Origin of the sequence: Arthrobacter pascens (assembly GCF_017052465.1) — a bacterium.
GTDB lineage: Bacteria > Actinomycetota > Actinomycetes > Actinomycetales > Micrococcaceae > Arthrobacter > Arthrobacter pascens.
On sequence record NZ_JAFHKT010000092.1, the window covers coordinates 1 to 12,337 of the forward strand.

Here is a 12,337-nt window from a genome sequence, read left to right on the forward strand (position 1 = left end):
CCGGCGTAGGCTGGCAACATCGGCGCATGTGCCCCGGTGACTCTGCGTCGATACCTCAATCGATGAAGGAGGACCAATGAGTGTCGTACGTGAATTCATGACGACGGATGCACAGTGTATTAAGGAGAACCAGTCCCTCGTAGATGCCGCACGGATGATGCAGGATCTGGACTGCGGATCGTTGCCGATCTGTGGCGACGACGGCAAGTTGAAGGGCATGATCACTGACCGGGACATCGTGCTCAAGTGCGTTGCGGTGGGCCGTGATCCACGCGAAATGATGGCCCGCGACCTTGCCACCGGTAAGCCCTACTGGATTGACGCCGATGCGAACGTTGACGCCGCCATCGAAATGATGGAGAAGTACCAGGTCCGGCGCCTCCCCGTCATTGCTGACCACAAGTTGGTAGGCATCATCAGCCAGGGTGACATCGCGCGCAACTACTCGGAGGAGCGTGTGGGCGAACTGGTGGAGCACATTTCGGAACGCAAAATGCAGTCGAGCAGTTCATAAAGTCAAGCAATCATCAGCAACCAGCGCCACGGAGCACTCTCCGTGGCGCTATTCTGTGCCCACTCATGGTCTTGTCCGGTTCGTTGCCAGGCCCGCGATTGCTGCGCTGGCTCTGACAACGCTCCCCCCGCCACGATGCAGTCGTCACTGGGATTTCACGGAAATCTGGTTTGTTGTCCATATCCAGCTTCAGGCCTCGGGGATTTCGCGGCCGAAGGCCTCGGGCGTCACGGTTTCCGGTTCCGGGCCACCGCGTACGCCGGTGTCGAGGCCGTCGATGGCGGAAATCTGCTCAGGGCTGCGTTCAAAATCGAAAACGTCGAAGTTCGCGGCGATACGTTCCGGGTCGTCATCTTGTCCGTCGCCGCTTTGGCAATGCCGTAGATCGTGTTAGCGAGGTGACAGTCTCTTCGTCTTTGAGATGGTCGCAGCGCAGGCGCCGTATCTCCCGCGGCAGGTCAGCCTGCTCGATCGAGCGGCCCGAGCCGTAAATGCGAAACCCGCCGCCAGAAGGCCAAGTGCGACGCCACGGCCGACGCCTCGGCTCGCACCAGTCACAAGCGCAACGTTTCCCGTCTGGGCCTCGTTGCCTTCGCGATCGTTGGTCATGCTAAGCGGCCCCCGCTTACCTTCCGTTGGGCGAGCCCATGCTTCCGGGCCGGCCTTCGCTGTGGCGGTGGTGCTCCTTCATTCGTATGCGGACAGCGTCCTCCCTTTGCTTCGTTGTCGCAAGGTGACAATAGGAATGCTTTGTCCTGACGCTGTAAGAATGATGATGCGTCCAATGAATCTGATTCGGATTTCGGAGCGGGCGTGGAGGCGAAATGGCTCCTATTCCAGAATTAGCAGACCCCACCTGACGGACTCGACTTCCTTAGAGCCAGGCAAACGGAGACGCCAAAGGACAGTGGAAATTGAGGCTGCGACACTTGGCCCGTGAATAACATCTGCTGGTCAGCGGCCGTTGTACTCATCGTCTGTGATGTGCTCGCCCCAACTGGTGGTCGTGGACGGGTCTTCACCGTTTTGGAGCATGGCAATGTGCTCCATGAAGCAGCCGGGAGCTGCCGCGTGCCAGTGCTCTTCGCCCGGCGGGGTGTAGAGCGTCTGGCCCGGATGGACCTCGATGATCTTGCCGTCTCGGCCGCCGAAGCGGCCGACGCCTTGAGTGACGCGGAGGTACTGACCGTGTTTGTGGGAGTGCCAGGCAGTGCGGGCACCGGGAGCGAAGCGAACGGTCGCGACGACCATCGTCTGGTCCTCCTCGTGGGGCAGAGCGATCGGGTCGAGCCAGACATCGCCGGCGAACTGGGCCGCCGGGTTCTTCGTGGTGGGTACTGAGGGTTCGATGTTCATTGTCTTCCTTATTTCTTTTCTTCGGTGAAGAGTTGTTTGGCCATGCCCATCGCCGCCACGCCCTTGGGCCACACGGCGCAGAGCGTGGCATGCGTAATCGCTTCAATGAGCTCGCCGAACATCCTCCGTTCGATCCGTGCGTGATTCGGGACGGTGTGCGTTACGGGCGGACGAGGACCTTGAGGGATTCGCGGGAGTCCATGGCGCGGTAGCCGTCCGGGACCTCGTCGAGGCTGATGGTGCGATCGAAGACCTTGCCGGGGTTGACTGCACCGTCGAGGACGCCGGGTAGCAGCGTGTCGATGTAGGCACGAACCGGGGCTGGGCCGCCGGTGAGGGTGACGTTGGGTCCGAACATGGAGCCGAAGCCGATCGGGGCGTCCTCGTAGTGGGGCACGCCGACGCGGCTGATTACGCCGCCGGGACGGACTGTGCCGAGTGCCTGGTCGTATGCTGGCCGGTGCCCGACGCACTCAAGCACGGTGTGGGTGCCGTCACCGCCGGTGAGCTCGCGGACCTTCTCGATGCCGGCCTCACCGCGGTCAGCCACCACATTGGTTGCGCCGAATTCGATACCCAGGTCTGTTCGCGCTTTGTGCCGTCCCATCAGGATGATCTGTTCTGCGCCCAGTTGTTTGGCGGACAGCACCGCCAAAAGCCCAACGGCGCCGTCACCGATGACAGTGACACTGGTGCGGGGGTTCAGGCCTGCCTTGATGGCTGCGTGGTAGCCGGTGCCGTAGACGTCCGACAGGGTCAGCAGTGATGGCAGCAGCTCACTGTCCTCGCCGACGGGCGCCTTGACAAGGGTGCCGTCTGCGAAGGGTACACGGACGGCTTCGGCCTGGGCCCCACCAATCCCGCCGGATGCCCAGAAACCGCCGTGTCGGCAGGATGTCTGCAGCCCTTCGCGGCAAAAATCGCAGGTCCCGTCGGACCACGCGAACGGGGCGATGACAAAGTCGCCCTTCTTCAGCGTGGAAACGTCTTTGCCGGTTTCTTCGACGACGCCGATGAACTCATGGCCCATCGGGGATCCCTGATGGGATTTGGGCATGCTGTGGTACGGGTGCAGGTCCGAACCGCAGACGCACGAACGGACAATGCGCACCAGCGCATCGGTCGGGTCCTGCAGGACGGGGTCGGGCACGTTCTCCACCCGCACATCGCCAGCGCCATACATAAAGGTTGCTCGCATTAGATATCCTTCCGTTTTCTTCTTTGCTTCCGACAAAAAGGCAGTCCCCTGCGTGTGCTTCACCATGTGGATGCGACGGTGCGCGCTAAGACCCAGTCGCCTTCGTGGGGTTCAAACAAGGAACGCAGCGTCAGCCGCCAGGTTGCCCTTGCTCCCCAGATCGTCGCGTCCGTGAGCGTGCGGGCGGTCAGCTCGGGCACTGACCCTTCTGGGCCGACGGTGACTTCGACTGTTTCCATCCGGTGGTACTGCATCTGCCCGCTTTCGATGTCGTCCAACCATTCCGATTTTGACTGCACGTACCCGGTCATGTGCTTGAGAATGAAGTCGGCGGTCAGGATTTTGTCCAGCGCGGCAACGTCCCCTGCCACCATCGCCGCGCACAGGGAATCATGGAGCGCTCTTACCGCCGCGGTTTTCATCGTCGCCGCGCCTGTGGCGTGAGTTCGTGGGCCCCGAAGCTGTTGTCCTCGGGGTTGATGGTGACGCCGGGTGCCACGAGCTGGTCGATGCGGTCCAGCACGTCTGTACCCAATGACATGTCAGCGGCGGGCAGGTAGGTCTCGAGTTGTTCCACGGTGCGCGGGCCAACGATGGAGGCCGTGACGCCCGGGTGGCTGATCGCGAAAGCGATGGCCAGTTCGATGAGTGTCAGTCCGTTTTGTTCGGCCAGCTGGGCAAGTTCTTCGACGATGTCGAGTTTTCGCTGGTTGGCTGGCTGCTCATGTCGAAGCGGGCGTTCGGACGTGCGGAGGAGGTGGGTGCGGAAGCTGAGTCTTTACGCCAGCGCCCTGAAAGCCACCCTCCGCTGAGGGGGCTGTGGGTGAGCGTGCCCATGCCGTGGCGTTGGACCGTGGGGAGAATGTCTTCTTCGATGCCGCGGACCAGGATCGAGTAGGGCGGCTGTTCCGTGACGAACCGTTCCAGGTTGCGTTCCCGGGAAGCCCACTGGGCTTCGACGATCTGGGATCCCGAGTACGACGAGGAACCGATGTACCGGACTTTGCCCTGGCGGACGAGGTCGGTGAGCGCGCCGAGGGTTTCTTCGACGTCGGTATCGGGGCTGGGCCGGTGGACCTGGTAGAGGTCGATGTGGTCGGTGTTGAGCCGGCGGAGGGAGTTTTCGACTTCTTGCATAATCCAGCGGCGGGATCCGCCGCGCTGGTTGGGGTCCTCGCTCATGGGCATGAAGAACTTGGTGGCGAGGAACACCTCGTCGCGGTGCCCCTGCAGTGCCTGTCCCACGATTTCCTCGGATGCCCCGCCCGAGTAGACGTCGGCGGTGTCGATGAAGTTGATACCCGCGTCGAGAGTGCGGTGGATGATGCGGATGGAGTCCGCGGTGTCGTTGTTGCCCCATGGGCCGAGCATCATCGCACCGAGACATAAGGGGCTGACCTGCACACCGGTGCGGCCCAGGGAGCGGTATTCCATGTGGTTCCTTCTCTCTGTTTCAGGCTTCGGGGATGACCATGGCGAAGCGTTCCTCGCGGGCTTCGTCCGGGTCCGGACCGTTGCGGTTGCCGGTGTCGAGCGCGTCGATGGCGGCGAGATCCGCGGCGCTGAGTTCGAAGTTGAATACGTCGAAGTTCTCGGCGATGCGAGTCGGGTTCGTCGATTTCGGAATGGCCGACCGTCCGTGCTGCAGGTGCCACCGGAGCATGACCTGGGCCGGGGTTTTGCCGTAGGCCCGGGCGATGGCCGCGATTGTCGGGTCTTCCATCACGTTTCGGCGATCCTGGCCCCACCCTGGGTAGAAGGTGATCCCTCCGATCGGTGACCATGCCTGGGTGAGGATCCCGTGCTGGGCATCAGCTGCCTGAACGTCCGGCTGGGTGAAGTAGGGGTGCAGTTCGATCTGGTTCACAGCCGGGACGACGTCGGTCGACTCGAGCAGTTGCTTCAGGTGGTGCGGCATGAAGTTGCTCACGCCGATCGCCCGGACGTGCCCATCAGCAAGCAGGGTCTCCAGCGCCTTGTACGCGGCGATGGTTTTTTCGAACCGGTCGGGGGCGGGCTGGTGCAGGATGAACAGGTCCAGATAGTCGACACCGAGTTTGCCGGTCGCTTTGTCCCACGCATGCAGGGTCTGGTCATAGCCGTAGTCACTGACCCAGACCTTCGTCTCGATGAACACCTCCGGACGGTCAAGGCCGGAAGTGTGGATGCCCTGCCCGACTTCCCGCTCGTTGCCGTAGGCTGCGGCGGTGTCGATGTGCCGGTAGCCGGTTGCCAGCGCGGCCTCGACGGCGGCAGTGGTCTGGTCCGGGGCGCTTTGGAAGACGCCCAGGCCCAGGGCTGGCATTGTGATGCCGTTGTTGAGAGTCAGTTCCATGTTCATGCCTTTCACGGTATTGAGACGTACGGAATTTTGGGAGTGCACGTCATTACCCCCTTGATGTGGATGGCTTTGCTGGATCAACGCGCCTCTTGGACCTGCGGCGCAGGGGCAGCCCCGGGCTGCTTCTTTGTGTGGTGGGCGGCAAGATCGGCGGGCAGGATGAAAGCTGCCGTCACGATCAGGGCCAGGAGCAGGAGAAAGCTGCCCGTCGTGAGGGCCACGCTGACCTGCGAAGCCAGGTGCGCGACGGCGGAACCCGTAGTCGGGACGGTCGCTGCCGCCGCGACCGCGATGCCAAGCCCAAGGCAGGTACCGACCTGGTGGAAGGTGTTCACCAGCCCCGATGCCGCGCCGGCGTCTGCCGCGGGGGCTCCGATAATGCCGAAGGAGGTCAGCGGCGCAAACGCGAGACCCTGGCCCGCGCCAATGAGGACCATCGGCAGGGCCACCCCGGTCAGATAGCCGGAGTCGACACCGACCCGGCTGAGCCAGAACATCCCGGAAAGGGTGATTAACACGCCGGCCACGAGGGGAATTGAACCCGGCGCTTTGCCCACGAGCCTCGGGATGCTCATTGCAACAGCGAAGTTGACTGCGGTCATGGGCAGGAATCCCATGCCGGCCTGCAGGGGGTCGAAGCCAAGTACTTCCTGAAGGAACAGAGTGATGAAAAAGAAGAATGCGATCATCGCGCCCAGGTACAGAAAGCGGGCAAGGTAGGCACCGGTTCGGCGGCGGCTCGTGAACAGCCGCAACGGCATTATCGGCTGGGCAGCCCGGCGTTCAATCAGGACGAACGCGATGAGAAGGGCAACGCCGACGGTGACAGCTGTGACTGTGACCGGCGAGGCCCATCCTTGGTCGGCGGTGTTGATGATGCCGAACACAAGAGCACCGACACCCAGCGTGGCGCTGACCGCCCCGAATACGTCAAAGCGCCCGCGGCCCCGGCCCGATTCCGGGAGGAATCGCGGTGCGAGTGCGATCATCGCGGCGCCGATGGGTACGTTGACGAAGAACCCGGCCCGCCAGGAAATCCAGTGGGCAAGAGCCCCTCCGATGACCAGACCGAGGCTGGCGCCGATCCCTGCGGTGGCACCGTACAACGCCACCGCCCGGGTGCGCTCACGGCCCTCCGGGAAGCTGGCCGTGAGCAGGGAGAGCGAGGCGGGCGCGACGATCGCGGCCCCGATACCCTGCACGGCGCGGCCGGCGATCGCCCACCAGCCAGTCGGTGCCAGTCCGATCAGCAGCGACGCGACCGAGAACACCACCAGCCCGAACACGAAGACCCGCCGGCGGCCCCGAGCAGGTCTCCTGCCCGGGCTCCGAGGAGCAGCAGTCCGCCGAAGACCACCGTGTAGGCATCCTGAACCCACGAGAGCTCACCGGTGCTCAGCTGCAGATCTGCCTGCAGGCTCGGCAGGGCGGTGAAGATTACCGAGTTGTCCAGCAGGATCATGAAGTAGCTGACGAGGACGATCGCCAGAATCGCAGCCGGGAGGGTAGCTGTTGTAGGTTCAGGTTTCATGCTCTCCATGCAACCGTGATCTGGCGACGGTGGGGAGTCACGGCCGTTCCGGGTAACGCCAGTCCCTCCCTCGTTCTGGGGCAGCGGCGTAGCGTGGAAGCCATGACACACAGTGACGACGTGCGGAAGTTCCTGACCTCCCGCCGCGCAAGGACCACGCCGGATGAGGCCGGGCTGCCCGTCTACGGCGGCAACCGGCGCGTTGCCGGCCTGCGCCGCGAGGAAGTCGCGATGCTCGCCGGAATGAGCATCGATTACTACATACGTCTGGAACGGGGAAACCTCTCCGGTGCTTCGGACAGTGTCCTCGAAGCGCTCGGCCGTGCGTTGAAGCTCGATGAGGCCGAAACGGCCCACCTTTTTGATCTGGCCCGCGCCGCCACCGCCGCTCCCCGTGTCCGGCGCAAACGCAGCCCGCAGACAGTGCGGCCGAGCGTGCAACGCGTCATTGATGCGATCACCGCAGCGCCGGCCTGGGTCCGCAACGACCGCGGGGATGTCCTCGCCGCCAACGAGCTGGGCCGTGCGCTTTATCTGGACTTGATGGCCGAACAAACCACCCCGCCAAACAGTGCGCGTTTCACCTTCCTGAACCCGAAAGCGCGGGAGTTCTTCGCCGACTGGGAGCGCGCGGCGGATGACGTCGTCGCGGTCCTGCGGTCAACAGCCGGGAAGAACCCTTACGACAAGGACCTCACGGACCTGATCGGTGAACTCTCAACCCGAAGCGAGGAATTCCGCACCCGGTGGGCCCGGCATGACGTGAAGTACCACCGCGTCGGCCGGAAGCGGCTACACCACCCGATCGTTGGAGACCTTGACCTGAGTTTCGAAGCGCTTGAACTCCCCGCCGATCCGGGACTGCGCATCAACATCTACACAGCGGATCCCGAGACACCCTCCGAGGATGCCCTGAAAGTCCTGGCCAGTTGGGCTGCCACCCAGCGGACCGCCGTGGAACCGGCAGTCAGGGAATCGGAATGAATGACCGTCCTGATGCGCTAGCGGGCTGAATCGTCGAACTCTACGCCGTGGCCGAAGCTGTGCGTCAGGGCTACGAAACCCGCGCTCTCGTGCGCGACGCCTCGCGGGCACGCCGGATCGATGCCTCCGCCCAGACAGTGGTGGGACAGCTCACCAAGGCCGAGACCCTCACAGACGCCGTCGCCAACATTGACGCCGTCGTCTTCACTCAAGGTTCCTCATACGGCGACGCCTCCGCGGCAGAGGCCGTGGACTACGGAGCCGTGAAAAACGTGCTCCGAGCACTGGCTGGCCACCGTGTGCGCATCGCACTCATGACAGCCATCGGGGTCACCCGCCGCGGCAGCACCCACGACTGGAAACGGCGCAGCGAACGCATCGTCCGCGCCAGCGGCAACGCCTACACCATCGTCCGACCCGGCTGGTTCGACTGCAACAACGACGACCAACTGGAAATCACACTGCTCCAGGTCGACACCCGCCACGCAGGAAGCCCAACAGACGGCGTCATTGCCCGCCACCAAATCGCCCGGCTGCTAGTCGATAGCCTCGCCTCCGACGAAGCCGATCACAAGACATTCGAACTCGTTGCCGAACACGGGCACGCTCAACCTGACTTGAAGCCCATCTTCGGAGCCCTGGACAGGGACCCTGCCAATACATTCGACGGGGTGCGCGACCAAGTGAACATGCCCGTCGAAACCGAACCTGAGCGCGTACGCCAAGACCTCAGGACGCTGGGCTCAGCGAACCAAGCCTAGGAGCAAGTACCACCAGTACTGGGGCACCTAGGCAGCACCAGCCAAGACGGCCTTGGTTGGCTCTGGCGAAATACCTGACTGGGCGGCGCGCCAACTCGGCTGTGAGAATGGGCAAATCTGTGGGCTATCAGGGTGTCAGGACTGAGCGCAGTCCGGTCCCTGCCGCAAGATCCTCCAAGGCCAAGCACGCCTCCGACAGTGGGCGGACGTTGTCGATCAGCTGTTCAAGAGGAAGGTGACCGGCCAAATGGAGCTTTGCCAAGCGAGGTATGTCGACCCTGGCCACACTTGATCCGTAGTTGCAGCCCAGTATGCTCTTGCCTTGGTCCGCCAGATCATAGGGGTCAATGCTGGACCGGGCACCGAAGCGGGTCATCCCCACCAGGACGGCGGCGCCGCCTGGGGCCAACAGTCCTGGCAGGGTTTCAATGACTTTTTCGTTTCCAATGGCTTCAAAGGCAAAGTCCACGCCGCCAAGAAGGTCGTGGACGTATTCGGTGAGGTCCGTTTCGCGGGGATCCACGGTAATGGTTGCTCCCAGCTCCTGGGCTTTTGCCCGTTTCGCAGGCGAGAGATCCACTGCGATGATCGGGTGGGCACCAGCCAGCTTGAGCCCCATCACCACTGAGAGGCCGACGCCTCCGCAGCCGATAACCACGGCGGATGCGCCCGCAGGCACCCTTGCCGTGTTGAGCACGGCGCCGACGCCGGTGGTCACCGAGCAGCCCAGCAGGGCACCGACCGTGAATGGCAGGTCATCGTCCACCTTGACTGCAGCTGTCTCCGGGACAACGACATGGGGCGCGAATGTGCCCAATCCGAGGTATGGCCACAATTCCTGCCCTTCGCTGTCTTTGAAGGGCGTACTTCCGTCCGGCAGCGTGTTTGCCAGTGCGGTGGTGCCCGTGCACAGCCAGCCGCGGCCGGCGGCGCAGTTGCTGCAGCGCATGCAGGGGGCGAACCAGGAGAGGACAACGTGATCGCCGGGCTGTATGGTCGTGACGCCGGGGCCGGTCTCGTCAACCACGCCGGCAGCTTCATGGCCGAGAACGAGAGGCTGCTCGGAGGGCCAGTCCCCATTGACGATATGCAGGTCGGAGTGGCAGACACCCGTGGCGCGGATGCTCACGCGGATCTGGCCCGGACCGGGAGCGGCAACAATTACAGGTTCTTGTGCTACGCCGCGTCCCGCGCGGTAGGTGGTTGCGTCAATCACGGTGTTCTCCTATCCCGGATTCTTCGAAGAAAGCTGTTCATCGCTGCGGTGCCGTTCGGCTTCTTCTGCGTTGAGGTCGATGGAACGGCCCATGATCAGGTAGGCGATCGACGCCGTGGCCAGCCCCACAAGCCACGCGATGTCGACGTCCCCCAGCGCAGTCGCGGCCGGGCCGATGTAGCTCCAATCGCCGATGGTGGGCAGAACCATGAATGGGATCTCGGTGAGTAGCCCGATGCCGAAGGCAGTCAGTCCCCGCCACCCCCAGGAGCCGTAGATTCCGTGGGGAGTGAAGAGATCGGCAATCGCGTAGTGGCCCTTGCGGACGACGAAGAAGTCCACCAAGTTGGTGGCTGTCCACGGCACCAGGATGTAGAGCATCAGGGTCAGCGCCGAGAAGACCGTGGCCACGGACCCTGCACTGATAGATGACGCGATCAGGTACCAAAGCAAGGCCAGCACAAGGATCGTCACCACACGGGCGGTGGTTTTCGGCTTGATCGGGCGGACGGAGTCGATTGTGGTCAACACGGTGAGCATTCCGCCGTAGGCGTTCATTCCCATCGTTGCGATCAGCGCGAGTGCCGAGAGCAGGGCCGCGATGTCACCCAGCGGGGCGAAAATGGTATTTCCCGCCGTCTGCAGGCCAGCGAGACCATCGGTCGCTCCCAAGGCGATGGACAGCCATGCGCCCAGGGCAATCAGCCAGATCGCGGAGGAGGAAGCGCCAATGAACACCGCAGCAATGACCGAACGGGCAGGAGTGCTCGTGGGCAGGTAGCGCGAGTAGTCGGAAACGTACGGTGCATAGGTGATGTTGTAGGCCGCGCAGGCAGCAAACTGGGCCATGAACGCCTGCCAGGTGAAGCCGTACTGCGTCGCATCCCACGCTCCGCCGGCAGCTCCGCCGATAACGCCTACGGTCAGGACGGTCATGACCGGCAGCGAGACGTAGAGCAGGATACGGAACGCCTTGTGGAGCCAGTCATGGCCGAAGATCGCCAATCCCGCTCCGGCGACGGTAGCCAGGACGGCGATAGTGGTCGGGTTCCACCCGAATGAGCTTCCAAGTCCTTCACTGAGCAGCACTGTGTCGGCCACATTGAACGCCAAATAGGTAAACAGCGTCGCCAAAAGCGGGACAACCACTCCTCGGTATCCGAACTGTGCCCTTGACTGAATCAGTTGCGGCAAACCCATGGTCGGTCCTTGGGAGGCGTGAAAGGCCATGAAGATCGTACCGACTGCAATTCCGAGGATGCTCGCTACGATGGTCCATCCCAGTGAGAGCCCCATGGAGGGGCCAATGAACCCGATGGGGATGGAGAAGTACTGGAAATTCCCCAGGAACCACAACGGCCCCTGGTGCCACAGTTTCCCGTGGCGTTCGTTTTCCGGGACCCAGTCGATCGAACGGGCCTCGATGAGACGGGTGGCAGGACTGCCGGTCTCGGACAAGTTATTCGTCATGACGTTCCTTCAGAGGGAGGGGTTCTCTTTGCGCACGGGCGCCGGGGACAGGGGCTTCAGTGCAACGGGGTGCTGCAAGCGTGTTTTTCCTGATGCAACGAAAGTTGCCAACATACTATGCCGCAGGTCACATTAAACCAAATAGTGTTTGGTAATTACGCGTAACGGCCCGCAAGGCGCCGCTGCTGCCCATCAGCGGCTCGGGGGCTGCAATACTCGGTACATGGCCAGGCCCCGAACCCAACTGCTTTCTCGCGACATCATCCTGGATGCAGCCCTGGAACTCATCAATACCCAGCACGACTTCACCATTCTTGGCATCGGCAGGCACCTGGGCGTGAACCCCTCTTCCCTGTATCACCACCTAAGTGGTGGCAGGGACGAGATCATCAACGCGCTGCGGGAGAGGTTCTACAAGAACATTGACCTTGCTTCGCTGCAGCCCGGTCGTTCGCCCTGGCAGTCACGTATCGAGTCGTGGGTGCGTTCCTACCGCGAGGCGGTCGCCCAGTATCCGGCCGCGATTCCCATCCTGATCGGCCGGATCGTCGACGACGTCCCGACGCTTGCCATCTACGAGACGCTGGCCGCGATCCTGGTCGAAGCCGGGGTTCCCGGAAGCCAACATGTCGGGCTTATTGCGATGCTCGACGCCTTGGTCTTCGGTTCCGCCATCGACGCCGGCTCACCAGAACCGCTGTGGAATACAACCGAGGACAGGCAGCCTCACCTTCACCAGGCCGTCGCCTCGAGCAGCACCCCTGATCGGGTTGCTTCGGGCCTCGCGATGGGCATAGAGGCATCCGTCGCCTACATCGAGCGGCTGGCCCTAGGTGTAATTCCCACGGAGGTTATGAACGCGGCTGATGGGAGTTTTTCCTCCGATGCCGGTATGGGTCCTGTGATGATTGTACTGATGTAGCCAATCGGGGTACGTGGCTGCTCGCTCGGTTTCTGATGTGTAGG

At 62.9% G+C, this 12,337-nt stretch carries 11 protein-coding genes and 3 pseudogenes; 4 read left to right on the forward strand and 10 right to left on the reverse strand.

Features of this window, described 5'->3' with window-relative positions:
* Window positions 1-76 precede the first annotated feature (76 nt).
* Window positions 77-514: a CBS domain-containing protein gene (locus JYA52_RS01305; protein WP_205651350.1), complete on the forward strand. Its 438-nt coding sequence runs from the start codon at window positions 77-79 to the stop codon at window positions 512-514.
* 954 nt (window positions 515-1,468) lie between these two features.
* On the opposite strand, the gene JYA52_RS01310 is transcribed toward JYA52_RS01305, so the two are convergent.
* From JYA52_RS01310 to JYA52_RS22290, 7 genes and pseudogenes are all read right to left on the reverse strand, one after another.
* Window positions 1,469-1,870, reverse strand: coding sequence for a (R)-mandelonitrile lyase (locus tag JYA52_RS01310; protein WP_205651351.1), 402 nt, complete (start codon window positions 1,868-1,870; stop codon window positions 1,469-1,471).
* Between the two features lie 160 nt (window positions 1,871-2,030).
* Window positions 2,031-3,068: a zinc-dependent alcohol dehydrogenase family protein gene (locus tag JYA52_RS01315; RefSeq protein ID WP_205651352.1), complete on the reverse strand. Its 1,038-nt coding sequence runs from the start codon at window positions 3,066-3,068 to the stop codon at window positions 2,031-2,033.
* Window positions 3,069-3,127: 59 nt separating this feature from the next.
* Window positions 3,128-3,490: a nuclear transport factor 2 family protein gene (locus JYA52_RS01320; RefSeq protein ID WP_205651353.1), complete on the reverse strand. Its 363-nt coding sequence runs from the start codon at window positions 3,488-3,490 to the stop codon at window positions 3,128-3,130.
* Window positions 3,487-4,502: pseudogene (locus JYA52_RS01325) on the reverse strand (aldo/keto reductase). Before JYA52_RS01325 ends, JYA52_RS01320 begins: the two are co-directional and overlap by 4 nt.
* A gap of 19 nt (window positions 4,503-4,521) precedes the next feature.
* Window positions 4,522-5,403, reverse strand: a complete 882-nt coding sequence (locus JYA52_RS01330; RefSeq protein ID WP_205651358.1) for an aldo/keto reductase — start codon at window positions 5,401-5,403, stop codon at window positions 4,522-4,524.
* Between the two features lie 83 nt (window positions 5,404-5,486).
* Entirely contained in the window at window positions 5,487-6,695 is a 1,209-nt protein-coding gene (locus JYA52_RS01335) for an MFS transporter (protein WP_307869275.1), read from the reverse strand.
* Window positions 6,656-6,940 carry a hypothetical protein gene (locus JYA52_RS22290; protein ID WP_240459840.1) on the reverse strand — a complete coding sequence of 95 codons (285 nt, stop codon included), beginning with the start codon at window positions 6,938-6,940 and terminating at the stop codon, window positions 6,656-6,658. Before JYA52_RS22290 ends, JYA52_RS01335 begins: the two co-directional genes overlap by 40 nt.
* A 102-nt stretch (window positions 6,941-7,042) precedes the next feature.
* On the opposite strand from JYA52_RS22290, the gene JYA52_RS01340 reads away from it, so the two are divergent.
* A complete protein-coding gene (locus tag JYA52_RS01340) occupies window positions 7,043-7,924 on the forward strand; it encodes a helix-turn-helix transcriptional regulator (protein WP_205651354.1) in 882 nt (293 codons plus the stop codon).
* 47 nt (window positions 7,925-7,971) lie between these two features.
* Window positions 7,972-8,685, forward strand: a complete 714-nt coding sequence (locus tag JYA52_RS01345) for an SDR family oxidoreductase (RefSeq protein WP_205651355.1) — start codon at window positions 7,972-7,974, stop codon at window positions 8,683-8,685.
* Between the two features lie 127 nt (window positions 8,686-8,812).
* Here the strand turns inward: JYA52_RS01345 and JYA52_RS22890 are convergent, their stop codons facing one another.
* Window positions 8,813-9,901 carry an alcohol dehydrogenase catalytic domain-containing protein gene (locus JYA52_RS22890; protein ID WP_205651356.1) on the reverse strand — a complete coding sequence of 363 codons (1,089 nt, stop codon included), beginning with the start codon at window positions 9,899-9,901 and terminating at the stop codon, window positions 8,813-8,815.
* A 9-nt stretch (window positions 9,902-9,910) separates the two neighbouring features.
* Window positions 9,911-11,371, reverse strand: coding sequence for a purine-cytosine permease family protein (locus JYA52_RS01355; RefSeq protein ID WP_205651357.1), 1,461 nt, complete (start codon window positions 11,369-11,371; stop codon window positions 9,911-9,913).
* A 223-nt stretch (window positions 11,372-11,594) separates the two neighbouring features.
* Between JYA52_RS01355 and JYA52_RS22295 the strand changes: the two are divergent.
* Window positions 11,595-12,122 (forward strand): annotated as a pseudogene (locus tag JYA52_RS22295) (TetR/AcrR family transcriptional regulator); the annotation flags it as partial.
* Between the two features lie 78 nt (window positions 12,123-12,200).
* Here JYA52_RS22295 and JYA52_RS01360 read toward each other — a convergent pair.
* Window positions 12,201-12,337: pseudogene (locus JYA52_RS01360) on the reverse strand (IS481 family transposase); the annotation flags it as partial.